General features: G+C 55.9%; 30 protein-coding genes and 2 pseudogenes. 22 read left to right on the top strand and 10 right to left on the bottom strand.

Annotated elements, in window-relative coordinates; translation table 11 throughout:
* Positions 1-2: 2 nt before the first annotated feature.
* From ACQ86N_RS23540 to ACQ86N_RS23505, 8 genes and pseudogenes are all read right to left on the bottom strand, one after another.
* Positions 3-368: a hypothetical protein gene (locus tag ACQ86N_RS23540; RefSeq protein ID WP_431217242.1), complete on the bottom strand. Its 366-nt coding sequence runs from the start codon at positions 366-368 to the stop codon at positions 3-5.
* Complete coding sequence (locus ACQ86N_RS23535; RefSeq protein ID WP_431217241.1) at positions 347-880, bottom strand: hypothetical protein; 534 nt, start codon at positions 878-880, stop codon at positions 347-349. Before ACQ86N_RS23535 ends, ACQ86N_RS23540 begins: the two co-directional genes overlap by 22 nt.
* Before the next feature lie 258 nt (positions 881-1,138).
* Positions 1,139-1,555, bottom strand: a pseudogene (locus ACQ86N_RS23530) (class I SAM-dependent methyltransferase); the annotation flags it as partial.
* Complete coding sequence (locus ACQ86N_RS23525; RefSeq protein WP_431217568.1) at positions 1,528-2,118, bottom strand: class I SAM-dependent methyltransferase; 591 nt, start codon at positions 2,116-2,118, stop codon at positions 1,528-1,530. The pseudogene ACQ86N_RS23530 and the gene ACQ86N_RS23525, both read right to left, overlap by 28 nt.
* 58 nt (positions 2,119-2,176) lie before the next feature.
* Positions 2,177-2,869, bottom strand: a complete 693-nt coding sequence (locus ACQ86N_RS23520) for a fatty acid desaturase (protein WP_431217240.1) — start codon at positions 2,867-2,869, stop codon at positions 2,177-2,179.
* Positions 2,870-3,089: 220 nt separating this feature from the next.
* Positions 3,090-3,893 (bottom strand): YfhO family protein, encoded by an 804-nt coding sequence (locus ACQ86N_RS23515; RefSeq protein ID WP_431217239.1) that lies wholly within the window; start codon positions 3,891-3,893, stop codon positions 3,090-3,092.
* The gene (locus ACQ86N_RS23510; RefSeq protein ID WP_431217238.1) at positions 3,835-4,956 is read right to left on the bottom strand and encodes a hypothetical protein; all 1,122 of its coding nucleotides are present in this window, start codon (positions 4,954-4,956) and stop codon (positions 3,835-3,837) included. The genes ACQ86N_RS23515 and ACQ86N_RS23510 overlap by 59 nt, the downstream gene beginning before the upstream one ends.
* A 59-nt stretch (positions 4,957-5,015) precedes the next feature.
* On the bottom strand, positions 5,016-5,549 hold the full coding sequence (locus ACQ86N_RS23505; protein ID WP_431217237.1) for a hypothetical protein: 534 nt from the start codon (positions 5,547-5,549) through the stop codon (positions 5,016-5,018).
* A gap of 70 nt (positions 5,550-5,619) precedes the next feature.
* On the opposite strand from ACQ86N_RS23505, the gene ACQ86N_RS23500 reads away from it, so the two are divergent.
* The 3 genes from ACQ86N_RS23500 (at position 5,620) to ACQ86N_RS23490 (ending at position 8,739) form a co-directional block, all read left to right on the top strand.
* Positions 5,620-7,236, top strand: coding sequence for an ABC transporter permease (locus tag ACQ86N_RS23500; RefSeq protein WP_431217236.1), 1,617 nt, complete (start codon positions 5,620-5,622; stop codon positions 7,234-7,236).
* The gene (locus ACQ86N_RS23495; protein WP_431217235.1) at positions 7,226-8,095 is read left to right on the top strand and encodes an ABC transporter permease; all 870 of its coding nucleotides are present in this window, start codon (positions 7,226-7,228) and stop codon (positions 8,093-8,095) included. Before ACQ86N_RS23500 ends, ACQ86N_RS23495 begins: the two co-directional genes overlap by 11 nt.
* A 164-nt stretch (positions 8,096-8,259) precedes the next feature.
* Positions 8,260-8,739: a glutathione peroxidase gene (locus ACQ86N_RS23490; protein ID WP_431217234.1), complete on the top strand. Its 480-nt coding sequence runs from the start codon at positions 8,260-8,262 to the stop codon at positions 8,737-8,739.
* Positions 8,740-8,780: 41 nt separating this feature from the next.
* Here ACQ86N_RS23490 and ACQ86N_RS23485 read toward each other — a convergent pair whose 3' ends face one another.
* Together ACQ86N_RS23485 and ACQ86N_RS23480 are read right to left on the bottom strand one after the other, a co-directional pair.
* A complete protein-coding gene (locus ACQ86N_RS23485; protein WP_431217567.1) occupies positions 8,781-9,293 on the bottom strand; it encodes an aldo/keto reductase in 513 nt (170 codons plus the stop codon).
* A gap of 112 nt (positions 9,294-9,405) precedes the next feature.
* Positions 9,406-9,555, bottom strand: a pseudogene (locus ACQ86N_RS23480) (aldo/keto reductase); the annotation flags it as partial.
* Positions 9,556-9,739: 184 nt separating this feature from the next.
* Here ACQ86N_RS23480 and ACQ86N_RS23475 point away from each other — a divergent pair.
* The 19 genes from ACQ86N_RS23475 to ACQ86N_RS23385 all read left to right on the top strand — a co-directional run bounded on the left by ACQ86N_RS23475 (position 9,740) and on the right by ACQ86N_RS23385 (position 24,013).
* Positions 9,740-10,021: an RNA polymerase sigma factor gene (locus ACQ86N_RS23475; protein WP_431217233.1), complete on the top strand. Its 282-nt coding sequence runs from the start codon at positions 9,740-9,742 to the stop codon at positions 10,019-10,021.
* Entirely contained in the window at positions 9,943-10,317 is a 375-nt protein-coding gene (locus tag ACQ86N_RS23470; protein ID WP_431217566.1) for a sigma-70 family RNA polymerase sigma factor, read from the top strand. The genes ACQ86N_RS23475 and ACQ86N_RS23470 overlap by 79 nt, the downstream gene beginning before the upstream one ends.
* A 275-nt stretch (positions 10,318-10,592) precedes the next feature.
* Positions 10,593-11,291: a FecR family protein gene (locus ACQ86N_RS23465; RefSeq protein WP_431217232.1), complete on the top strand. Its 699-nt coding sequence runs from the start codon at positions 10,593-10,595 to the stop codon at positions 11,289-11,291.
* The gene (locus ACQ86N_RS23460; protein WP_431217231.1) at positions 11,266-11,538 is read left to right on the top strand and encodes a DUF4974 domain-containing protein; all 273 of its coding nucleotides are present in this window, start codon (positions 11,266-11,268) and stop codon (positions 11,536-11,538) included. Before ACQ86N_RS23465 ends, ACQ86N_RS23460 begins: the two co-directional genes overlap by 26 nt.
* 184 nt (positions 11,539-11,722) lie before the next feature.
* Entirely contained in the window at positions 11,723-11,968 is a 246-nt protein-coding gene (locus ACQ86N_RS23455; RefSeq protein ID WP_431217230.1) for a hypothetical protein, read from the top strand.
* A gap of 104 nt (positions 11,969-12,072) precedes the next feature.
* Positions 12,073-13,539, top strand: coding sequence for a TonB-dependent receptor plug domain-containing protein (locus ACQ86N_RS23450; protein ID WP_431217229.1), 1,467 nt, complete (start codon positions 12,073-12,075; stop codon positions 13,537-13,539).
* On the top strand, positions 13,448-13,945 hold the full coding sequence (locus tag ACQ86N_RS23445; RefSeq protein WP_431217228.1) for a hypothetical protein: 498 nt from the start codon (positions 13,448-13,450) through the stop codon (positions 13,943-13,945). Before ACQ86N_RS23450 ends, ACQ86N_RS23445 begins: the two co-directional genes overlap by 92 nt.
* On the top strand, positions 13,905-15,005 hold the full coding sequence (locus ACQ86N_RS23440) for a hypothetical protein (RefSeq protein ID WP_431217227.1): 1,101 nt from the start codon (positions 13,905-13,907) through the stop codon (positions 15,003-15,005). Before ACQ86N_RS23445 ends, ACQ86N_RS23440 begins: the two co-directional genes overlap by 41 nt.
* 10 nt (positions 15,006-15,015) lie before the next feature.
* The gene (locus ACQ86N_RS23435) at positions 15,016-16,452 is read left to right on the top strand and encodes a RagB/SusD family nutrient uptake outer membrane protein (protein WP_431217226.1); all 1,437 of its coding nucleotides are present in this window, start codon (positions 15,016-15,018) and stop codon (positions 16,450-16,452) included.
* A gap of 29 nt (positions 16,453-16,481) precedes the next feature.
* The gene (locus tag ACQ86N_RS23430) at positions 16,482-16,865 is read left to right on the top strand and encodes a DUF4369 domain-containing protein (RefSeq protein ID WP_431217225.1); all 384 of its coding nucleotides are present in this window, start codon (positions 16,482-16,484) and stop codon (positions 16,863-16,865) included.
* Complete coding sequence (locus tag ACQ86N_RS23425; RefSeq protein ID WP_431217224.1) at positions 16,807-17,106, top strand: hypothetical protein; 300 nt, start codon at positions 16,807-16,809, stop codon at positions 17,104-17,106. The genes ACQ86N_RS23430 and ACQ86N_RS23425 overlap by 59 nt, the downstream gene beginning before the upstream one ends.
* Positions 17,107-17,168: 62 nt before the next feature.
* Positions 17,169-17,864, top strand: a complete 696-nt coding sequence (locus tag ACQ86N_RS23420) for a peroxiredoxin family protein (RefSeq protein WP_431217223.1) — start codon at positions 17,169-17,171, stop codon at positions 17,862-17,864.
* Positions 17,824-20,448 (top strand): M16 family metallopeptidase, encoded by a 2,625-nt coding sequence (locus ACQ86N_RS23415; RefSeq protein WP_431217565.1) that lies wholly within the window; start codon positions 17,824-17,826, stop codon positions 20,446-20,448. Before ACQ86N_RS23420 ends, ACQ86N_RS23415 begins: the two co-directional genes overlap by 41 nt.
* Before the next feature lie 116 nt (positions 20,449-20,564).
* Positions 20,565-21,161 carry a TMEM175 family protein gene (locus ACQ86N_RS23410; protein ID WP_431217222.1) on the top strand — a complete coding sequence of 199 codons (597 nt, stop codon included), beginning with the start codon at positions 20,565-20,567 and terminating at the stop codon, positions 21,159-21,161.
* 209 nt (positions 21,162-21,370) lie between these two features.
* Positions 21,371-21,685 (top strand): hypothetical protein, encoded by a 315-nt coding sequence (locus ACQ86N_RS23405; protein ID WP_431217221.1) that lies wholly within the window; start codon positions 21,371-21,373, stop codon positions 21,683-21,685.
* A 97-nt stretch (positions 21,686-21,782) separates the two neighbouring features.
* Complete coding sequence (locus ACQ86N_RS23400; protein ID WP_431217220.1) at positions 21,783-22,409, top strand: hypothetical protein; 627 nt, start codon at positions 21,783-21,785, stop codon at positions 22,407-22,409.
* Between the two features lie 31 nt (positions 22,410-22,440).
* A complete protein-coding gene (locus ACQ86N_RS23395; protein WP_431217219.1) occupies positions 22,441-23,160 on the top strand; it encodes an MFS transporter in 720 nt (239 codons plus the stop codon).
* Complete coding sequence (locus tag ACQ86N_RS23390) at positions 23,142-23,405, top strand: hypothetical protein (protein WP_431217218.1); 264 nt, start codon at positions 23,142-23,144, stop codon at positions 23,403-23,405. The genes ACQ86N_RS23395 and ACQ86N_RS23390 overlap by 19 nt, the downstream gene beginning before the upstream one ends.
* Entirely contained in the window at positions 23,402-24,013 is a 612-nt protein-coding gene (locus tag ACQ86N_RS23385; RefSeq protein ID WP_431217217.1) for a hypothetical protein, read from the top strand. Before ACQ86N_RS23390 ends, ACQ86N_RS23385 begins: the two co-directional genes overlap by 4 nt.
* Positions 24,014-24,129 lie beyond the last annotated feature (116 nt).

Here is a 24,129-nt window from a genome sequence, read left to right as displayed (position 1 = left end):
GGCTATCGTTTCTTTTTGTTGGAGTCTGACGGAGTATAGGGGCTTGTTCCAAATACCCAGACGTCTTTTGTGTCATCGTAGAAACAGAAATTTTTCCGGACGAGTTTTCCATTGTTGTATTTCAGTTCGAGCGAATAGCCGTCGAAGGTATAGGTGCCGGCTCCCTCCTTATTGCTATAGGCGGTGACGGAGCCCGTGGCGCCGCTGTAGCTGCCGCCACCGGTGCTGAGTGTGGTGAACTGTCCCTGGTCGTTAAAGGTGAGGACGTTGGAAGAGACGACGGCGCTGCCGCCGCCGAAGGCCGTGTTGCCACCTCCGCCGATGGTGCTCCAGGTCCCTGAGATCTTCAGGTCTTTTGTTGCGGGCATTGCCCAGAACCAGTGGGCTTTTCCTCCCACCGATCGGGTTTTCGGTCGCCACTCATTGTCACGATCAGGGTTTCTGCGTTCTCTGCTTTCCATGTCCCCCATTTTTTTGGCTCCAGCTCGCGTGATCTGGTTACGTCCAGGTCGTACGCACAAACGTAAGGATGAGAGTATACCGTGCCGTCCTTTAGCAGGAGGTAGGGATTGTATTCGATGATCATCATTCCTCCGACGCCCATGCCGTATTCCTGGTGGAGGACTACGCCTTTTATATCCGATGGCTTTAGTCCCTGTCCCGGCGCGGTCACGGGTGTTTCGGCTTTCGGGGATGTGATCGCCGATGTATGGCTGGAGGTTTGGTCCGGGCTGTCACCGGCCGTTGCGGTGAGGCTTCCTTCCTGTTTGGAGATTTTGATAAAGTGCTGTATGGCGGTGTTCGTATTGGTGCGGGTGGTGGTGGCGTTGGGGATCCCGGTGATCCGGCCATAGCGGACCCGGTAGTCGGGTCGCGCCATGCGCCGATGTCATCGGCCGCTTTCTCGGGCGGGTAGACGTCGTACCGGAAATTGGCTGTTCCGAAGAGCGCCGAGGGCGTGAAAGTATAGTGGCCGCTGTTCTCCTGCATTTTCCATCCCATGATCGGGCTGCTGGGGTATTGGGCGTTTGTGCCGGTGGCGGTCAAAACATCAGGCCCGTAAGGAATTGTCGCATCACTGATAATTTGGAGAGATGGGGCAATTTTCGGGCCGTTGGGTGCGGTCCATGCCGGTTGTTCAGAATATACTGGTTTTCCGTGATGGCCGGTAGACGAGCTGCATGGCCTGGAGGCTGCGTGTCCGGAAAGCTGCTTCGCAGTAGCAGAGATAGAAATTCCATTTGCGGATGAACCGGTCGTCGAAGCCGAGCTGTCTGATCTCGGGGAGCCGGCTGTTGAAGTGTATGAACCACACCTTTAGTGTGGCGGCATAGTGCAGGCCGAGTTCTTTCATGTCGACAAGCGTCATGTCTCCCGAGCGGTGGGCGCTGTAGCGGGTATCCGGGCGGGTTACGATCTGAAGGGCCATTATTCCGTCCTCTTTCAGCAGCCGGCGGCAATTGCGGAAATAGCCGGGGTCGGTGGCTTCGTGCGGCTCGACGGAAACGATCTTGTCGAAGCGGCCTTTTAGCCGACGGTAGTCTTTCTGCCGGACCGAGACGAGGTGGTCGAGTCCAGCACTGGCGGACGCGGCGGATAGCCAGCTGGTATTGTTGTTCCGATGGGGTGAGGGCCGTTACCATACAGCCGTACTGGCGGGCCATGTAGATGGCGTTGCTGCCCCATCCACAGGCGAGGTCCGAGGACGTGGTCGGTGGGCTGCAGGCATAACTGGTTGGAGAGGCGCCGGTATTTGGCCTGCTGGGCTTCTTCGAGGTCCATGCCGTCGCGTTCGAAATAGGCGCCGGACCAGGTCATGGTCTCGTCGAGAAAGGTCCGGAAGAATTCGTTGTTAAGGTCGTAGCCCGGGGTTGTGCTGCGGCGGGTGTTCCATTTCCGCCACCATGGGGTGGAGCGGGTGTTCTGCAGGGTCCAGCTGACGACGGCTGTGATGTTGTCCGTATCCCAGAGGCCGTCTGCATAGGCTTCGCCAAGGCCGGCGTTCCCATAGAGGATACAGCGTTTATAAAAGGAAGCGTCCCTGATGCGTATCTGGGCGCGGATCCCGTTGCCGTTGCCCAGAACGAGCTGGTCCCCGTTGGGAAGTTCGAGGTCCATCCGGCCTTTGTCCATCCTTCGCAGGTGTCTCAGGACTATGCGTTCATACCGGCTGGGTTTATTGTTGATCGCTATGTGAATGGTGTTCTCCATGGAGAGCTTCTTCCTTATATACGAGATTTAAGGAAGGTTGGATCGCCGGCCGGGAGTCTGCTTGTTTAACCTTTCGCAGACGAATGATCTTCAGCGCGTGGAGGAGGCGGATGACGGGATAAGTGGGATCCAGCTCGAACCATTTTTTTGCAAAATTGGCGTCGTTGGGGCTTTTGTGGTGGTTGTTCTGAAACAGCTCGCCCATCATGAGGAAGTCCAGCGGGAGCGAATTCTTGCTGTGGTCGTCATTATCGAAATTGGAATAGCCGTATTTGTGTCCGCACCAGTTGACGATGGCGCCGTGTATCGGTCCCATGAAAAAGTGGACAGGTAGCAGGAGATACATCCACCAGTGTGTGGCAAAGGCCACGTAAAATGCGGTATAGCCGACTCCGAACGCGATGCGGACAGCCCAGAGGTCGCTGAGGCGGTCGATCGAGGGCCATGTGGGGTAGCGGTCGCGAAATGCAGGCTCGGGTTCTTTTTTGTATTTGAGGTAGTCGAAATAGATATTCTTTGTCTGCATCATGAGGCCCCAGACGTCCCGGATGAAATGGGGGGAGTGGGGGTCTTTTTCCGTGTCGCTGTAGGCGTGGTGCATCCGGTGGAGGATGGCGTAGGCACGCGGGTTGAGGAAGGAGGAGCCACTGGGAGACAAAAGTGAAGCTATAGAAGAATCTCTCCCAAAATTTGTTCATTTTAAACATTTTGTGGGAAGCGTAGCGGTGCAGGAAGAAGGTTTGGGAAAAAAGCGAAAAGAACCAGTGACAAAGAAAAAACAGGAGAATAGCCATAGAATCTTCAATAAAATATGCCCTAAAAAATCGGCACGAAAGTATGACCTTTTTGGTTGTCAGCGTTAAAAAAACTTTCTACCCTTAATTATGGCCGCTGCGAGCAGAAGCAAAACCATGAGTGATGCCCGCAATGAGCTGAAGGGTCATTCCGGTATAGTAGGAGGAGGGATGGAAACTGAAACGTATCGTATGGCGGCCTGCGGGGATGGAGAGTCCGCGCAGCGCGTAGTCGGTACGGATGATGGGGGCTTCCTGGTTGTCGATCCGGGCGTGCCAGCCGCGGTTGTAATAGATCTCGCTGAATACGGCGAAGCGGGGGCCTGAGGTGCTGGACTCGTATGTCATTTCGTCGTTGTCGGCTTTTGTGAGGCTGATCGTGTCTGCGGGGTAGGGACTGTCGGTGGCGCCGACGGCGGCCTGATCGTTGTTGAAGAGGACGGCGGTGTCTTTTGTGTCGAGGTTGGTCAGTGCGTCCATCACGGCCTTTGGAGAGTTGGCGTATTTGAGGGACCGGACGAGCCATGCGGGGCCGAGGGCGTGGGGGTTGAGGGACACCGTGTCGCGTCCGTCCTGCGTCGGCTGTAAGATATATTTGGTGTTCAGCATGTCGATCACCGGCATACAGTCGGGGTATCTGGCTAGCTGGTATTCGATGAGGTCGTTATAGATGCTGAGTTTGGCGGGATGGTAGCCGCCGATGCTATGGTGGAAGTAGGCCGTCATGGCGCCGTAGGTAAGGGAGTTGAGTCCGCCCTGGCGGAGGTCCAGCACGCGGTACCAGGACTTGTCGCGGAGTACGGCGTCGTCGGAAGGCGTCGGCTTGAAGTCATTTTGCGCCTCTTCTTCGTCCTGGTAGTTGTCGTAGCTGAGGTACTGGACGTTCATCGCCATCAGGTCGATAAAGGCGAGTGCGCCTACGATGCCGATGGTCAGCAGTGGTTTGATTTTGGCTTTGACGGCGAGGGTCAGGGAGGGCGGCGGCTGTTGCTGTATAGAAGAGCGAGCGCAGGAGGCTGCCGAGGAAGACGGCCTGTCTGTCTTCTTTCAGTGCGGTAAGGAAGCCTTTTACGTAGTCGGTGATCTGCGGCTGCTGAAGGCCCGAGGCACGTTGGAGCGCGTCCTTGTCTGCCGCCGTCGTATAGTCGAAGCTAAAATACAGGATGAAAAGGAGGGCGAAAACGCCGCCGGTGAAATACAGCGCTTTTTTGTATTTACCCCAAAAAGTCTCTTTTTCGGATGCGGTCAGGGTCAGCAGGCGCTGGAGGCTGAGTATGGCGAGTACGCAGAACAGGAAGTTGGGGATGACGAGGATGACGCTGGGCGCGCGGAATTTGTTGTAGCCAGGCAGGACTTTGAGGAGGAAGCCGTTGAAGCCCTGGAGGTTGCTGCCCCAACTCATCATGAGGCTGATGACGCAGGCCGCGAGAATCCACCATTTGTGCTTGCCGTCGAGGATGAAGAGTCCTATGAAGGCCAAAAGGCAAATGACGGCGCCGGCGTAGGCGGGACCACCCGTGTCTGCACTGATGTCTCCCCAGTAGATGTGGAGCAGGTGCTGCAGTTGTTGTCCCAGCTGCGGGGGCATGCTTTGCAGGGCGTCGACGGACTTCAGGTTCCCTTCGTTGAACTCTGTCCTGTTATTGCCGCCGCCGTAGATCTTCGGAACGAGCAGCTCGAAGGACTCTGTTTTGTAGGTACTGTAGGTGAAGGCGTAGTCTTCGCTGAGTCCTTTGCTGGTGAGCGTGCCGCCGGTGGTAGCCAGTTCGCTGCCGCCGCGGATGGAAGCCGGCGCATAGTCATAGGTGGTGAGGGTGGCTACGGCGTTGCCCATGACGCCGATGGTGGCGCCGAGCAGGGTCAGTGTGCCCGCCAGTACGAGACGTCTGAAGTCTTTTTCTTTTGTCCAGCGGATGATATAGGCCGGGCCCATGAAGCCTACGATGATCATGCCGTAGTAAACGATCTGCGGGTGGTTGGCGGCGACGAACAGGTCGGTGAAGAGGGCCGTCAGGGCGAGTCCGGCGAGGTATTTTTTTCGAAGATCAGGAGTATGGAAGCGATAAAGGCCGGCAGCAGGGCGAGCGCCGTCATCTTGGTATCGTGGCCCGCGACGAGGGCGGTAGGGTTATAGGTGGCGTAGGCAAATGCCAGGGCGCCGATGATGCCGATATAAGGATTGACGCGGAGCACCTGCGAAAGGAAATAGAAGCAGATGCAGGCGAGGAAGAAGAAGCCGGGCAGTTTTGGGAGCCAGAGGCTCAGCAGGTCGTGGAAGAAGGCATAGGGCGCGAAGGTCTGTACGTCGATGGCGATCTGGTAGGCCGGCATCCCGCTGAACATGCCCTGGGTCCAGAGGGGGAAGGCTCCGTGTTTTTCCTTATACACCGCCGAGTTCCGGGCCATGGCCGTATACTGAGTGACGTCGGCCTGCTGCAGTACTTTGTGTTCGAGGACCGGTTTGCAGTAGACGACGGCGATGAGCAGGAAAACGACAACGGCAATGAGGTGCGGAAGGAAGAGCTGGAGCCATTTATTTTGCATGGGGTTGAAGGTAAGGAATAAGGGGTTGAAGACATCGAAAATGTGGCACCAAATGTGTGGCATTAACAGCATGTTTAAAAACTACTGCCGGCTGACCTGGCGCAATCTCCTGGTCAACAAGGGATATACCCTGATCAATATCGTGGGACTGGCGATGGGCCTGTCCGTTTGTCTGTTCATCCTGCTCTTTATCTTTCATGAGACCTCTTATGACAAGCAGCATGCGGGGAGCGACCGGCTTTACCGGGTAGCCACGGCCTTCAAGAGTCAAAAAGACGTGAGCGCGATCGTCAGCTCGAACGCGAATGTCGGTGCGGGGTTAAAAGCGGAGATGCCGGAAGTGGAGCAGGCGGCGCGTTTACTGGAGCCGGGCAATGACGGGTCGCTGGTACTCGGGTATGAGGATGGCGGGGAAAAGAAGGTCTTTTATGAGAAGAAGGGGTATTATGTCGATGCCAGCTATTTCGACCTGTTCGCGTACCGGTGGCTGAGGGGTGATGCGAGGACCGCGATGGCGGTGCCGAATACGGCTGTCGTGTCCCGTGAGCTGGCTCTCAAGCTTTTTGGAAGGGCGGATCCTGTCGGTAAGACCTTGAAGGCCGGGAATGGTGTCTTTACCGTGAAGGGTGTGTTCGAGCCGCTGGGGCCTTCCCATATCGACGGCGATCTGTTTCTCAATATGGACAATGAAGACCTGCGTCCCTGGCTGAAGGAGCGGACCAACTGGGCTACCTATAATACTTTTATGACCTATATCCGGCTGAAGAAGGGAACGGATGTGGACGCTTTTTCGAAGAAGCTCAATCCTTTTCTTCACCGGCATGGCAGCAGGGATATCACCAATGCGGGGGCGGAGCGGATGATCTTTCTGCAGCCGGTGGCCGATATCCATCTGCATACGGAGTCGCCCTATGACCACGATCTTTCGCCCAATCTCAACCGCTCGTACCTCTATATATTGGGCTGCATCGCCTTTTTCGTGTTGCTGATCGCCTGTGTGAATTTTATGAATTTGTCGACGGCCCGGTCGCAGCGAAGGGCGAAGGAAGTCGGGGTCCGGAAGGTAATGGGGGCGTTGCGCGGGCAGCTGGTGGCGCAGTTTCTGGGTGAGTCGTTGTTTATAAGTTTCGTGTCCCTGCTGGTCGCTCTATTGGCGGTTTGGCTGCTGCTGCCGGCTTTCAATCTGCTGGCGCAGCGCGAGCTGTCGCTTTTCGACTATCCGGCGGCTTTGGGCTGGATCGCCGGTCTGGGGCTGGTCGCGGGGTTGCTGGCGGGGGTATATCCGGCGTTCTACCTGTCGTCGTTTCGTCCGATAAAGGTGCTGAAGGGGCAGCTGGTCAATAGTCTGTCGGTGTTGTTCCTTCGGAAGGGGCTGGTCATCTTTCAGTTCACGATCGCTATATTTTTGATCCTGTCGTCGCTGCTCATCTGGGAGCAGCTGCGATTTTGGGGGCGCACGACCTCGGGTTTCAGAAGGACCAGCAGCTGGTCATTCCGCTACGGACGCCCGGGACGATGGCGAATTACAGGGTTCTCTCGGAAGCGCTGGGAAAGGATCCGAGGATCGATGCGGTGGCGGGGGGACGACCTATCCGGGACAGCCGCCTTTCAACGACCTGCGATTTTACCGGCAGGGGCAGAGTGCGATAGACGGGACGAATATCCCGTTCGGTCAGGTGGGGTATGACTTCCTGGAGACGCTTGGTATGAAGATGGTTGACGGGCGGACCTTTTCGCGGGATTTTGGCTCGGATTCGAATGCGAGGGCTTCGGTCGGAGCTGCTTCGACACGCTCCTCCTCGCCCGTAATCTCCGTACCCTCGATTATCTTCAACGAAACGGCGGTCCGCAAGCTGGGGCTGGACCCGAAGACTGCGGCCGGGACGACGATCCATTTCGGGCATCTGAACGATCAGCAGGATATCCGAATCGTCGGCGTTGTCAAGGACTTCAATTTTCAGAGTCTCCGGGATCCGATTCGTCCGTATGGGTTTATGCTGACCGACGAGAAGGACTATCTGATCGCGCGGGTGAGGACGGCGGACTACGGGCGGCTTCTCGGGGATATCGGGGGTATCTGGCAGCGGATCAATCCGGGAACTCCTTTTGAATATTCGTTTCTGGACCAGGATTTTCAGCGGAGCTACGAACAGGAATACCGGATAGGGCGTATCATCGGTGTTTTTACCGCGCTGACCATCTTTATCGCGTGTCTGGGTTTGCTGGGTTTGGCTGCATTCAGTGCGGAGCAGCGGGTCAGGGAGATCGGTATCCGAAAGGTGTTGGGCTGTTCTGTTTTCGGGATAATCGCGTTGTTGTCAAAGGATTTTGTCCGGCTCGTAGTGGTCGCCATTTGTATTGCCTCGCCGCTGGCCTGGCTGGCTATGTGGCGGTGGCTGCAGGACTTTTCATACCGGGTGCCTATCTACTGGTGGTTGTTCGTCGTGGCAGGAGGAGGTGCGGTCTTTATAGCCCTTTCGACGGTGGGCTGGCAGGCGGTGCGGGCCGCGAGGGTATCGCCGGTGAAAAGTTTGAGAGCGGAATAGGGTGCGGCGGGCGGAAAAAGAAAATTGGCGGCTGCCGCGGAATTGCAATAAAATATTATAACTTTAACACGAAGCGGGGGTTACCCGCTTTTCGAGTCTAGCGATTGCGTACCACAGTTTTAACAATAGGACCCCGGCGCCGCCGGGGTTTTGTATTTTTGTGTATGTCCAATGAATTTTACGAGCTGAGGGCGAACGATCCTCAGGGGCGGCCGGTCAGTATGGAGCGTTTCCGGGGTAAAACGGTGCTGATCGTCAATACGGCTACACAGTGCGGGTTGGCTCCGCAGTTCAGGGGCCTGGAAGAGTTGTATGAGCGATATAAGGATCGGGGGCTGGTGGTGCTGGGTTTTCCGTGTAATCAGTTCCGCGGTCAGGAGCCCGAATCCAATGAAATGATGGAGGAGACCTGTAAGGTCAATTTTGGGGTGAGCTTTCCATTGTTTGAAAAGATCGAGGTGAATGGTCCGGGGACGCATCCGGTGTTCCGGTTCCTGAAGAAGAGGCTGGGTGGATTTTTGGGCAGCCGGATCAAATGGAATTTTACTAAGTTTTTAGTTAGTGCGGATGGGAAGCCTTTGCGACGGTGGGGGCCGGTGGTGAAGCCCGAGGCGATGAGGGGTTATATTGAAAGGCATTTGTAAGTTCGTGCGCCATAAACGAAAAGAGGCCCGGAGGCCTCTTTCTATTCTGACTCGAGTTCTTCGAGGATGTCTTCTGTCAGTTGGATCTTTTCCGCGGCCATGTTCTCTTCGAGGTGTGCTACGCTGGATGTTCCCGGGATGAGGAGGTTGTTGGGGGAATGATAGAGCAGCCAGGCCAGTGCCAGTTGTTGCGTGGAGACGCCCAGTTTCGCGGCAAGTTTTTCTACTTTATTCATGTTACTCATGTTGCCTGCGTTGATGGGGTTCCAGGGGATGAAGGCTTTGCCGGTCTCTTCGCAGTACTCGAGCACAGACTCCCATTTTCTGTAGTCGTGGCTGTATTTGTTCTGGACGGAGACGATCTCCACGTATTCCTCTGCTTTTTCGATGTCTTCGACGCTGACCTCGGACAGGCCGATATGTTTGACCAGGCCTTCTTCCTGTACGCCCTGCAGGAACTCCAGTGTTTCTTCGAATGGCACGTTGGGGTCGATGCGGTGCAGCTGGTAGAGGTCGATCCTGTCGAGCTTCAGCCGGGCGAGGCTGCCTTCCAGCGCCTGTTTCAGGTGTTTGGGGCTTGAGTTGATGACCCACTTGGCCGGGGCCGGTGCGTACGAACCCGCCTTTTGTAGCGATGACGAGTCCGGCGGGGTAGGGGTAGAGTGCTTCGGCGATCAATTCTTCGGAGATATTGGGTCCATAGCTGTCGGCTGTGTCGATGAAGTTGACGCCGAGTTCGACCGCGCGCTGAAGGACCTTGATGGCGCCGTCGCGGTCCTTTGGCGGACCCCAGATGCCTTCTCCGGTGATGCGCATGGCGCCGTAGCCCATGCGGCGGACGGTGAGGTCTTCACCTAGTGTGAAGTCGCGTTGAAAACTGATTTTCGTACTCATTTGGAAATGTTTTTGACTGTGTATGAGAAGCAACGCCGATCTAACCAAATTGTTCATTTCGTCAATGGAAGATCGGTAAATGATGTATATTCGTCATTGCAGCGCGATGAGCCCCATTGATTTACACTCTGACCTGGAATTGCTTTCCCGGGTGCGGGAAGGCGACGAGTCCGCCTTCGAAGCGATCTACAAGCGATACTATTCCTTGTTGTATATCCATGCCTGCAAGCTGCTGAAGGAGTCCGGAGAGGCGGAGGACTGTGTTCAGGAAGTTTTTCCGGTCTCTGGCAGAAGGCTGGTCAGCTCGAGATCAGCGTCTCGCTGTCTTCCTATTTATATACGTCGGTCCGGAACCGCGTCCTCAACCGTATCGAACACAAAAGGGTAAAGGATGCGTATCTGTTTTCCATACAGCGATTCATGAAAGAGGGGGAATCCATCATCGATGAACAGCTGCGTGTGCGCGAACTTACGGCGCTGATCGAGAAGGAAATCGCGGCGTTGCCGGACAAGATGCGGGAGGTGTTTGAGCTGAGCCGGCGGGAGGAGCTGTCGCACAAAGAGATCGCTGAAAAATTGAATATTTCGGATAAGACGGTGAAAAAGCAGGTTAGCAATGCTATTAAGATATTAAGAAACAGACTTAAGGGACCTCTCCGGTTCCTGTTTGGAGCCCTTCCCTGAGGGCGGGTTATCTCCGGGTTAATTTTTTTTATTTTATCTACTACCTGGGGGTGAGTCGGCTGTCATATATAGATATATGAACGAAGAACAATTCGAGGATCTACTCAAAAAATACGGTTTGGGTCAGTGCAGTGAGGAGGAAAAGGCATTGCTGGAGAGCTGGTATATCGACCATGCCCGGCGGGACGGCAGTGTCATGCTGCCCAGCGAGCGGCAGGTAGAGGACGGCTGGGACAAAGTGCTCGACCTGTCAGGCACTGGCGGGGAGGCGGCGGGTGATCGGCATCCGCCGGTGGACTGCCGCTGCGGCCGTCCTGTTGCTGGTCTGTGCGGGCGGTTATTGGTATATGCGCGGCAGGTCTTCCGCGGTCGCGCCTCCGGCTGTAGTGGCGGGGACGGATATCGGCGCGGGCGGCGACAGGGCGATCCTGACCCTGGCGGACGGGAAGACCATTTCTCTTACGGGAGCTGCAAACGGAATCGTAGCGAATCAAGGGCATATACAGGTAACCAAGACGGCGGATGGACAGTTGGTCTATCAGGCCCTTGGTATGGGGGCCGGGTCGTCCGAAGTATCGATGAACAGCGTGACCACGCCGCGGGGCGGACAGTATCATCTGGTTCTTTCTGACGGTTCGAAAGTGTTGCTGAATGCGGCGTCTTCCATTCAGTATCCGGTGGCCTTCGCGGGGAAGGAAAGGCGGGTAGTCGTCACCGGGGAAGCCTATTTTGAAGTGGCGCCCGACAAGTCCAGGCCGTTTCGGGTGGATGCGGGTGGTCAGGCCGTCGACGTGCTGGGAACCAGCTTTGACGTCAACGTATATGCCGACGAGCCGGATCAGCGGACCAGCTTTGCTGACGGGGAGTATCAGGGTGAGCGGTTCGGGACGGAAGGTAGTGCTGACCCCCGGGCAGCAGGCGGTGAATGGCGCGGGTGGTGGGGTAACGGTGAACGACGGGGCCGACCTGGATGAGGTGATAGCGTGGGCGCACGGAGACTTTGTATTCAACAGCGAAGATATTACTTCCATCATGCGAAAGATCGCGAGGTGGTATGACGTAGACATATCCTATCCGCAGGGCAGCCCCGGCCCGATGCAGTTCGACGGTATCGTATCCCGGTCGAAGAACATTTCAGCAGTATTACAGATGATGGAAGCCACCGGTAAAGTGAAATTTAAAATCGAAAAAAGGAGGATAATGGTTATACCCAAACCCTAGACCCGAAACGGCGCCGATGTGGATCTTTTGCCGGGTCCACCGGATCGTAAATAAAACAAAACCGGAAGTGCAGCGAACACCTCCGGCGATGTTATGGCTTTGAATAAAAAAAATGTCGTGAGAAACATTTTCAACTTAAACCAAAACACTCTAAGGTATGAATTTTCAACAAATTCAGCGAATTATGAAATTGACTGCGCTGCTGATCGTGATTGGGGTCCTGCAGGTGAGCGCTGGAGAGGCACAGAAGGTCACGCTGCATGAGAAGAATGTGTCACTCAGCAAAATATTTAAAGAGATCCGCCTGCAGACCGGCTATGATTTCTTTATCGACGCCGCGCTGGTTCGCCGGGTGGGCTCTGTGAGCGTGGACGTGAGCGACGTTCCTTTAAAGGAAGCGCTCGACAACTGTTTTAAGAACACCCCCTGACCTTCCGGATAGAGGATGGGGCGATACTGGTCGAGGAGGACAAACCGGTATATATTATTGGAAGGGGGCTGGACTCGGCGGTGCTGAGTCCGCAGAAGGACTCAATGGTGCTTATCAAAGGGAAGGTGACGGATCAGAAGGGGAACGCGTTGCAGGGCGTTACCATTACTTTAAAAGATTATAACAGGGCGATCACTACCAGTGCTACGGGGGAGTTCCTTTTCCTCGCGCCCAACCACCGCACGCTGCTCTTTACTTCGGTAGGATACCGCAGGCGGGAAGTTAAGATCAATGGCGCGGCGGTGATCAATGTTGCCATGGAAGTGGATATTGCGGAACTGGACGTGACGCAGGTGATCGCCTATGGTACGACCACCAAGCGATTTAATACGGGTGAGCAGACGACGGTCACTTCGAAGGAGATCGAGAACTATCCTGTCGCCAACGTGCTGACCGCGTTGCAGGCGAAGGTGCCGGGGGTGATGATCTCGCAGACCTCGGGTGTGCCGGGGAGTCCGGTGAGCGTCAACATCCGCGGACAGAATGGGATCAGTTCGGGTTCCAGTCCGCTGTATATCGTGGACGGTATACCATATACCATGGATGAGTATGTTACGCTGAACTCCAATATAGCCCACGGCGGTTTTCTGGGACAGAATCCGCTGAATTTTATCAACCCGCTGGACATTGAGAGCGTGGATATCCTGAAGGATGCGGATGCAACGGCGATATATGGCAGCAGGGGCGCAAACGGTGTGATACTGATCACTACAAAAAAAGGCAGGTCGGGTGCGACGCGGGTTACGCTGAATGCTTATACGGGTATCAGTCAGGTGCCATATATGCCGAAGATGCTAAATTTGCAGCAGTATCTCCAGATGCGGCACGAGGCTAAGCGGAATGATGGTCTTCCGGTCTCGGCCTTCGACTATGACATCAATGGGGCATGGGATACTACTCGTAGTACCAACTGGGCTAAAGAATTGCTGGGGAATGGCCAGACCACCAATGCGCAGGTGAGTGTATCAGGAGGCGGCGCGAACAGCAGTTATCTGCTGAGCGGTAACTATAGGAGGCAGAACAATCTGGAGAAGCTGTTTGGCGGATCGGATCATACGGCCTCCCTGCATTTCAGCATGGGGACGACCAGCCAGGACGGCAAGTTCACGGCCAGTCTTACGGGCGGATACACCTATAACGTGAGTGATATTCCTCCCGGTGACCAGTTCTCGACTATCATTTCGCTGGCGCCGGATGCGCCAAAACTGTTCAATTCCGACGGCTCGCTGAATTTCCAGAACAATACGTTCAATGCGAATCCCGCGCTGGCCGCCCGGAAACTGAATAGGACCTCCATCAACAATCTGCTGTCCAGCGCCGTGATCGCCTACCGGCCTTTTCCTGGTCTGGAACTGAAGGCTACGGTGGGATACAACAAACAGCAGATGAACGAATTCAATGGAACCCCGATATCCGCAAATGCTCCCGCTCTGGGAGTTACGACAGGGGCAGTCCAATTTTACCACCAACAACAATACCTACTGGAGCATCGAGCCGCAGGCTACCTATAACAGGGACATCGCCAAAGGCCGTCTGACTGCAACGGTGGGTTACAGCGTACAGAAACAGACTGAGGAGGCGTTGCCGCTGCAGGCTTCGGGCTATACGAGTGATGCGCTGCTGAGCAGTCCTACCGCGGGTACGGCGATCAAGGCCATTCCCGGGTACGGGTATTCGTTGACGCTGTATAAGTTCACGGGTGTTTATGGTCGTGTCAATTATATCTGGGACAATAAATATCTGCTCGATCTGACCGGGCGTAACGACGGGTCGACCAAATTCGGTCGGGACAACCGATTCCACTTCTTCGGAGCCGTCGGGGCGGGCTGGATATTCACGGAAGAGAAGTTCATGAAGAACCTGCGCTGGCTGACCTATGGTAAGCTCGAGGGGCAGCTATGGCGTGACCGGGAATGACCAGATCGGGACGACCTATTATCTGGCCAATTTTAATTCTACCGGAACCAGCTATCAGAATGTGCCTGCCGTCACGCCGAACAATATTCCGAACCCGGTGGTCAGTTGGGAGACGACGCGGAAGATCGAAGCGGCGCTGGACCTGCACTTTCTCAGGGACCGGATCCAGTTGACGGGCAACTATTTCCGCAACCGCACCAGCAATCTGCTGGCCGCCTATATGCAGCCCTGGCTGACGGGTTTCAATTCCGTGACGCGCAACTTACCTGGGCTGGTGCAGAACAGGGGTTTTGACCTGACGCTAACAACGACCAATCTGCAGCTGAAGGATTTCTCCTGGACAACGACCATCCTGTTCACGAAGATGCGGAACCAGGTGCTGAAGTTCCCGCCGAGCTCGCCGGCTGCGCAGATCGCCGCCAATCTTGCCGTTGGCTATCCGGTGGGCGTGCTCCGGCTGATCAAAGCCGCGGGTGTAAATCCTGCAACCGGTGTTTACCAGTACTACGATGCGACGGGGCATATCAATGCCAATCTGAACCAGCCGCAGGACAATGTGGTGCTCGAGGACCTGAATCCGAAATGGTTTGGCTCGGTCGCGAATACGTTCACCTATAAGGGTTTTTCACTGGATGTGCTGTTCCGTGTCGTGAAACAGATCGGTCGCAGCGCGTTGACCCAGGCCAGCTATCTGCTGCCTCCGGGGTTTGCGCAAAACGCCAGCACGGCTACGCTGGGTCGCTGGCAGAAGGCGGGGGATGTAACGAACATTCAGAAATATACCGCCAGCATATTGAACTATACGCCGTGGACCTATCTGCCATACAGTACGGCGGGGTGGTCGGACGCGACCTATGCGCGATTGCAGAATGCGTCTTTGCGGTATACGTTCGCGAGCGAGGTGACGAAGAAGCTGCACGTGCAAAACCTTCAGGTCTATGTCCTGGGTGAGAACCTGCTGACGATAACCTCGTATGGCGGCTATGATCCGGAAACGCAGACGCTGAACCATTTGCCGCTGGTCAGGACCATCACCGGCGGATTACAAGTCACATTTTAAACCAAACAGGATGAGAACTCTACATATTTTTATCTTGCTTGCGGCCTGTGCCGCTTTCAGCTGCAAGAAAACACTGGATATCAATCCTTCGCCAGTAACGCTGAACGGCGAGAATGTCTTTAGCTCGGATGGGAATCTGGAGTCTGCGGTTGCGGGGATGGAGGTCAAGGTGGGATCATTGCTGAACAGCTCGACGGCAATCCCTATCTGCATGGGGCTGGCAGCGGATGAACTGGGTAACTATGCATCGGGAGGCTATTCGGCGGTGCCGGCGCAATTTTACAGCAATTCGCTGTTGAGCAGTCAGAATTATTTCTGGGCGAATGCTTATGGCGCCCTGAATGTCTGCAATACCATTCTTGATGGCATATCGGGAACCGGCGCATCGTCGCTGACGCCTGCGATCCGCAACCAGTCCATAGGGGAGGCGAAGTTTACGAGGGCGTTCATTTATTTCTATCTGGTGAATACCTATGGAGACGTGCCTTTGGCGCTGACCAGCGATTTTCAGGTGAACGGCCAGCTGGCGAGGGCTTCTGCTGCGAATGTCTACAAGCAGATCGTGCAGGACCTCAAGGATGCGCAGGGGTTGCTGCCGGATGGTGTTTACAATAACGCTTCCGCGCAGCCGATGGGTTCTCCGGACAGGGTTCGGCCGAACAGGCAGGCGGCGTCTGCGTTGCTGGCGCGCGTCTATCTTTATCTGAAGGACTATCCGAATGCGGAGGCTGCGGCGGGTGATGTCATCGGCAAGTCGCTGTATGTGCTGGAGCCGGTGCTGAACAATGTTTTTGTTAAGACGAGCCGGGAGATCGTCTGGCAGTGGCAACAGGTCACGACCTATCCGGCTAATAATTCCGATGCCGGTTATCTGGTTCTCACGCAGGCCCCGGGTACGGGTACGCTGTTCCCGCTGACGAGCTGGCTGGTGAGTGCGTTCGATACGGTGCGGGACAAGCGCTGGGCGAATTGGGTTGGGCATTTTACCACCACGCCGACGGCTACCGTACCGGCGGTGACTTACTACTATGCTTTCAAATACAAGGTCTACTCGCAGACGGCGCCCAATTCCGAGAATGTGGTCGTGCTGCGGCTGGCGGAGCAGTATCTGATACGCGCGGAGGCGCGGGCCATGCAGAACAAGCTGGTGGATGCGGCTGCCGATCTGAATGCGATCCGTTCGAGGGCTGGTCTGCCGGCGACGACGGCCAGTGATCAGGGCGGGCTGGTAGCGGCGGTCCTGCAGGAGCGGCAGGTGGAGTTGTTCACGGAGTTCGGGCATCGCTGGTTCGACCTGAGGCGTACCGGTAATATCGATGCGGTGATGAATGTGGTCACTCCACTGAAGGGTGGGGGCGCCTGGAATTCCAACAAGCAGCTGCTGCCTGTGCCGGCGCTCGAGATCGCGCTCGATCCGAACCTGACGCAGAATCAGGGGTATAACTAATATTTCCACGCTAAATCAAACATTGTTGTATGAAGGGATTTCTGTTCCTACTGGCTTTTACTGCCGGTATCCGGGTCGCAAGTGCCCATGATTTTACTCTTGAAGGCCGTTTTAAAGACATGCCTTCCGTCCCATTGGTGGTGTATCTCGTCTATGACGACGTGCACGGGGTGAAGATGGTGGACAGTGCTGTGGTGAAGGACAATGCCTTCCATTTTTCCGGAAGTGTCGATTTTGCCATTCAGGTGAGGCTGCTGACGAAGCCAATGGAATGGAAGGCTTCGATGATGGTGCCGTATGCGCAGCGGGCGGATTTTATTTTGGGTATCGGCAGGACCAATTTCGTCGCTACGGGTGAAGCTGGACAAGTTCGTCGTCGACGGTCCGGGTGCGCAGGCGCAGAAGGACTATAAGGATGCGATGAAGGAGACACAGCGGGTGGCGGACAGTATCAAGGCGGTGATGGCTACGGATGGGTTTAAGGCGGACAAGCAGGCGCAATTCAATGTCCAGATCCGGATCTCCAATATGTTCATTCCGATGACCGATCAGCTCGACGGCCTATCTCAGAGAGCATCCGGTTACGCCGGCGGGTCTGGTTATAGTCGAGATGCTTTCTTCTTCTTCGTGGGTGCATGCGGAGACCATCGATAGCCTTATCAGCATGATGCCCGCGGATTCGCGTTCGTTCGCAAAGGATATGGTCGCGTCTGCGAATGAGAAGAAAAGGAGCCGATGCGGCGGCAAAGACGGAGAAGGAAGCGAAGACGGCGATCGGTACGGCGGCGGCAGATTTTACCCAGACTACGCCGGAGGGGAAGGCTGTGTCACTGTCGTCTTTCCGGGGGCAATACGTGCTGGTCGATTTCTGGGCCAGCTGGTGCGGACCCTGCCGGGCTGAGAACCCGAATGTGGTGAAGGCCTACAACGAATATAAGGACAGGGGCTTTGCCGTGCTGGGAGTCTCTCTGGACGGTGTGTCGATGAAGGACAAGTGGATCGCGGCGATCAAAAAAGACGGGCTGATGTGGACCCAGATATCCGATCTGAAGGGATGGGAGAACGAGGCGGCGAAGGCTTATGGCGTTGCGTCCATTCCGCAGAACTTCCTGATCGATCCCAATGGCGTCATCGTTGCGAAGAATCTCCGGGGGAAGCGCTGCAGGCGAAGCTGGCTGAACTCTACAAAAAATAAGAACTGGAATGAAACGACTGACAGGCGTAGTAATTATAGTTATGGCACTAGGAGGGCTGGGCGTAAGCGCCCAGCCCATTCCACTTCCTCTGGACAAGGATGTCCGTACGGGGAAGCTGGCCAATGGGTTTACCTTTTATATACGACACAATGCGGAGCCCCGGCAGCGGGTAGAGATGTATCTGATCAACAAAGTGGGTTCGGTGCTGGAGGATAACGACCAGCGGGGGCTGGCGCATTTTATGGAGCACATGAATTTCAACGGGACGAAGCATTTTCCGAGGAACGAGCTGGTGGATTATTTACAAAGGGCGGGTGTCCGGTTTGGCGCCGATCTGAATGCCTATACCTCTTTTGATGAGACGGTCTATCAGCTGCCGTTGCCGACGGACGATCCGTCGCTGGTCAGGAACGGGCTGCAGATCATGCGGGACTGGGCGCGGGAAGCGTTGCTGGATTCTGTGGAGATCGAAAAAGAACGGGGGGTCGTACTGGAGGAGGAGCGGCTAGGGAAGGGCGCCGGCGACCGGCTGGCGCGGAAGTATTTTCCGGTGCTGCTGAATCATTCCCGGTACGCACAGCGGCTGCCCATCGGCGTTGACACCGTGCTGAAATATTTCCGCCCGGCCGCGATCCGGCGGTTCTATCACGACTGGTACCGTCCCGACCTGCAGGCGCTGATCGTAGTGGGGGATGTGGATGTGGATGCGATGGAGAAGATGGTCAGGGCGCAGTTTGGGACGCTTCGGAATCCTGCGCCCGGGCGGGCGCGCGTGAAATACGCTATTCCCCTGAAAGGAGGGAAGCAGTTTTTGGTTGCGACGGACAAAGAGAACACGTCGACCAGTCTTGATATATACTGGAAGCATCCGGCGCCGGTGGTGGTCACGTCTGCCGACTATCTTGGGTTGCTGCGGAGGAATATTCTGAATGAGCTGCTGCAGGCGCGGTTGTCCGCGGAAGCATACCGGCAGGTCGACCCGGCATATGGTTCTGTGCAGGCCCGGATAGCGGGGGTGCTGAACAATGTCGACGCGTTTGCTTTTTCCGTGGAAGCGAAGAAGGGGAGGCTGGAGCAGGCCTTCGCGCAGGGCTGGTCCTATCTGGAAAAGGTGAGGAAGTTTGGGTTTACGCAGGGTGAACTGGACAGGGCGAAGCAAGACTACCTGCGGTCGATGGACAGGGCGGTAAAAGAAAAAGACAAGACGGCTTCGGTGCACTGGGTAAAAGAATACCAGCAGCTGTTCCTGCACGGGGACGCGGCGCCGGGAATCGTCTGGGAAGCGGATTTTACGCGCGGGCATATCGGAGCGATCACGCTGGATGCGGTCGCCGGGGTTCTGCGCGAATATCTGGGATCTGCCAACAGGGACGTGATCGTGATGGGGCCGGATGCGGAGAAGGGCGTGCTTCCCGATTCTTTTCTCGTTGCGAGGTGGATGAAAGGGCAGGTGGCGGACCTGAAGCCCTGGTTAGATGAGGGTGCAGCGTCGTCGTTGCTGCCCGTGAAGCCGGCTCCCGGAAAGGTGGTGGACAGACAGACCATGTCCGAACTGGGTTTGACCTTATTGAAGTTAGATAACGGGGTTTCCGTCGTACTGAAGCCGACGGATTTTAAGAATGACGAGATCTTTTTCCAGGGTACTTCTGCCGGCGGTACTTCGCTGTATGGCGATTCCGACTATGACGCCGCGGCCGATGCAGCGATGCTGATGGGGCAGTTCGGCGCGGGTAGCTTTGACGCCGTGCAGCTGAACGACGCTCTGAACGGGAAGGTGGCGCGGGTCAATGCGATTATCTCCGCCCGGACGCAGGACATCGGAGGGGTGACTTCGCCCGCTGACCTGGAGACCGCGTTGCAGCTGATGTATCTGCGGTTTACGCAGCCGCGGAAGGACACGCTGGTATACAACAATATCATCAGCCGCAGCAGGGACGCGATTGCGGCCAGGGGTGCAGATCCCAATAACGTGTTTGCGGATACGATGGGCTATGTGCTGGGGAGCTATGCCTACCGGGCTTCGCCGCCTTCGCTGGCGCATCTGCAGCGGGTGGGTCTGGAAAAGGCGTATGATATTTACCGGCAGCGGTTTGCCGATGCGTCCGGCTTCAGTTTTGTGTTCGTGGGCAGTTTTGCCGTTGACAGTATTGTGCCGCTGCTGGAGCGGTATCTGGGTAGTCTGCCGTCGCTGCACCGGAAGGAGGAAGCGCGGGACCTGGGCATCCATATCCCGCCGGGTCAGCTGACGAAGAAGGTGTTTATGGGCACGGAGAACAAGGCTACCGTGAGGCTGGTGATCAGCGGGGGCTATGACTATAGTCCGCTGGCGAATCTGCAGCTGAAGGCGTTGAGCGATATTCTGCAGATCAAGGTGCTGCAGCATCTGCGGGAGGAGGAGGGAGAAGTGTACAGTCCGAGCGTGCGGGTCTCGTATAACAAGAATCCGCGGAGCCGGTATGCTTTTGTCGTGGCTTTTGGTTGTGCGCCGGCCAATGCCGACGGGCTTATTGCGGGTGTGCAGAAGGAGATGGCGGCGCTGCGTGAGCAGGGGCCGCAGGAGGAGGACGTGCAGAAGTTCAAAGCGGCCTATATCAGAGAGCTGGAGCCGCTGTACCGGCAGAACAGTTTTTGGTTCAGCTATTTGCTCGGGCAGTATCAGAATGGGGAGGACGTGCGTCAGGTGCTGGATGTGCAGGCGAATCTGGAGAAGATAACGGCGGAGGGTTTGCGTGCGGCGGCTCAGGCATGGCTGAAGGGGGATAATTTTATCCGGTTCGAGTTATTGCCGGAGGGAAAATAGTTTTCGTGTGATCAGGGGTTGCCCCAGATAGTGTTTATTGACCGCCGGGTTTGTCCCGGGGTGTTTGACTCAGTAATAGGGCCCGCTCCGGCGGGCTTTATTCGTATATTAGCCGAATGAAAAAAGGGAGACTGGAAGCGTTCAGCGACGGCGTTATCGCCATCATCATTACGATCATGGTCCTGGAACTTCGTGTTCCGCACGGCGACCATATCCGCGATCTGGTGCCGCTGCTGCCGGTGCTGTTCTCTTATGTGCTGAGTTTTGCCTATGTGGGGATCTACTGGAACAACCACCATCATATGATCTATGCGGTGGATCGGATCAACGGGGCGATCCTGTGGGCGAATTTGAACTTTTTATTCTGGCTTTCGCTGATACCGTTTGTAACGTCGTGGATGGGCGAGAATAGTTTTAACCGCTGGCCGGTGATCTTATATGGCGGGGTGCTGATCATGGCGGGTCTGGCCTACGATATCCTTTGCACGCAGCTGATAAAGGAAGGAGGGCGGGATTCCACGCTGGCGGAGGCGCTGGGCAGGGACTGGAAAGCGAAATATTCCGTGCTGGCCTATGTCGCCGCGATCGCTCTGGCGTTTGTCAGCACGTGGATATCTGTCAGCCTCTATGTTACAGTGGCCGCGGCGTGGTTTATACCGGACAGGAGGATCGAGAAAAAGGTACGTGGTGTAAAAGGTTCGGAGGAGCAATGAAACGGCAGGAAAATGTCGTCAGGTAAATTTCTGCAAACGGGTGGTTGAGGTATTCCGGCAGGGGGCTGCGCTGGTTACTCTGGCCGGTGGAGCCCGTTTTCTCCGCCGGTAAAAGGAAGTATCCCTGGAATAGGAGTAAAAATACATGTTTAAACGATATTCTGAAATTTTTGTTAGTGATAGTTTTCCGATTGAAATGTTAACTGCATATGAACATCCGCTATAAGTTGAAGAAAGGGCATTCCGATCCGGCGCTGGCTGCGTTCGAGGAGACCCTCGGGTTTAAGGCGGGCTACAGGAACGAGCAGGTTCCGGAGTCCATCGGGGAGGGCACGCTGGTCTCGGTCGAGATTGCCGAGGGGTTTCAGGCCAATGTGCAGTCATACCGCCTGGCCGTTCCGCTGCAGGTGATCAAAGAGGCGACGGAGGAAGCCTACGAGAGTGTATATATCGTATTTTATTATCTGGAGGTTCCGGAGACAGCCATTATACAGGGAATGGAGGTAGACTATGACCAGGGGTGAATATCTATGCGCAGCCGATCAACGCCGTGCTGGAATTTCCGGCGGGTACCCAGCGCAATGTCGTCTGTATGCGGATAGACAGGAAGAGGCTGGGGGGATGCTGGGGGAGGACCAGGAGAAGTATCTCGACGGTCTTCTGCAGCAGGACCAGTCCTTTTTTATTCACGAGCGGCTATCGCCGGAGATGCGGGCGTTGTTGTGGGAGTTGCGGATGCCTCCGGCGGCGAAGGTATTGCAGCGTCTTTTCTATCAGGTCCGGATCCAGCAGCTGGTCTATCTTTTACTGGAGCAGCTGAACCAGCGGACGGCGGCGCCGCACAAGAACAGCAATTCCGTGGATGTGGCGCGGGTCTTTAAGGCCCGTCAGCTGCTGTTGCGTGACCTTTCCTCGCCGCCGACCATTGCGGGTCTGGCCCGGGGCATACTGATGAGCGAGTCACAGCTGAAGCAGTCATTCCGGGAGATCTTCGGGGTCAGTATCTATCAGTATTTTCAGAACGCGCGTCTGGAAAAGGCCCGTCGAGCTGCTGGCGGAGGGGGGAAGGACGGTGAAGGACGTTGGATACGAGCTCGGATTTACCAATATCGGGCATTTTTCGCGGCTGTTCGAGCGGGCTTATCATGTGAAGCCGAAGAAATACCAGTTGATGAGGGAGTAGGGGCCGGCTTTCTGGCTGATCCGACATTTTTTTTGACGCTATGGACAATTTATACTCCATTTTAAATTTTTCCTTTGTGGTAGATAGGATTTATTTATGGAGACAGGCTTTAGAAAGTGGATCATTACGTTCACTGTTATTATTTCGGCTATAATTGAACTGATCGATACTACCATCGTAAACGTGTCGATCAATACGATGAGCGGCAATCTGGCGGCTTCGCTGGAGGATACGGCCTGGGTCATTACGTCGTATGCCATTGCCAACGTGATCGTCATTCCGATGACGAGTTTTCTGGCGGAAAAGATCGGCCGGAAACAATACTATATCGGATCAATCATTTTATTTACCGTTACCTCCGCGATGTGCGGATTTTCTACCAGTCTGTGGGAGCTGGTGGCATTCCGGTTCTTACAGGGACTCGGTGGCGGCGCGCTGTTGTCTACCTCTCAGGCCATTCTTTTCGAGACCTTCCCGCCGAAGGACCGGGCGCTGGCCAGCGGGATATTTGCGCTGGGTGTTATCATCGGCCCCTCGATAGGACCGGTCATGGGTGGGTATATCGTCGACAATGCGTCGTGGCCCTGGATCTTCTTTGTCAATATTCCGATCGGTCTGATGGCGACCCTGCTGTGTCTCCGTTATCTGCGGCCGACGCAGCGTTCCCGGGATGGCAGGCCCATCGACTGGCTGGGTATCGGGCTGCTGGCGGTTGGCGTCGGCGCGCTGCAGGTCGTGCTGGAAAGGGGGAGACCGACGACTGGTTCTCGGCCAACTATATTATATTCCTGTCGGCGTTGTCGGCGCTGTGTCTGACCATTTTTGTCTGGTGGGAGCTGCAGGTGAAGTTTCCCGTTGTGAATCTCCGCGTGCTGAAGAGTGCGACGCTTTCCGTATCGGCGGTGCTGACCTTTGTGCTGGGCTTTGGGTTGTTCAGCGCCATCTATGTGTTCCCGTTGTTTGCCCAGCGCACGCTGGGGTATTCGGCCTTTCAGACGGGGCTGATGATCATGCCGGGGGTGCTGATGGGCGCGGCCATCTCTCCTTTTTGGGGAAGATGATGCAGAGAGGGGTGCGACCGCAGTGGCTGGTCATTCTGGGATTTGGGCTGACGGCCGTCTTTAACTACTGGATGTCGGAGTCGAACCTCAGCTCGGGGTCGGTGAACTTTGCGCTTCCGCTGGTTTTCCGGGCGCTTGGCGCCGCGCTGCTGATCGTGCCGCTGACGGCGCTGGCCGTATCGGAGCTGCAGCCCCGCGACATTCCGCAGGGAGCGGCGCTGAACAATATGATGAGGCAGATGGGCGGTTCTTTCGGTATCGCGCTGATCAATACTTATATCGCTCACCGCGCGGCCTACAACCGGAGTTCGCTCGTGACGCATATCACGGCCAGCGATCTGCCAACGCAGGACCGGCTGCGGCTGGCGACGGCGCGGTTCGTCTCGACGGGATCGACCGTCTATGATGCGGGCCGGCGGGCGCTTGCGGGGCTGGAAGCGACGGTGGTACGGCAGACCTATCTGCTGAGTTATATGGATGCATTCTTTTTGCTGGCGGTGCTGAATGCGTGCTGTATCCCGCTGGTGGTGACGACGATCCGGAAGAAGAGGGCTGCGGCGCAGGGGCGCCTCCGGCGCCGAAGGTGGAAGTGGAGGCGCACTGATTAGGGACAACGGGTGTGTCAAATCCGGACAGTGGGGAAGGTTGTTGGATTGTAAGTTGTTGATTGTTACATATTTGAAAATGTGGTCGCGGGTTTGTGGGGATTGGGGCGGAGGATCAC

Source organism: Puia sp. P3 (genome assembly GCF_050632245.1).
Taxonomy (GTDB): Bacteria; Bacteroidota; Bacteroidia; order Chitinophagales; family Chitinophagaceae; genus Puia.
This window is presented reverse-complemented; position numbering and strand designations above follow the sequence as displayed.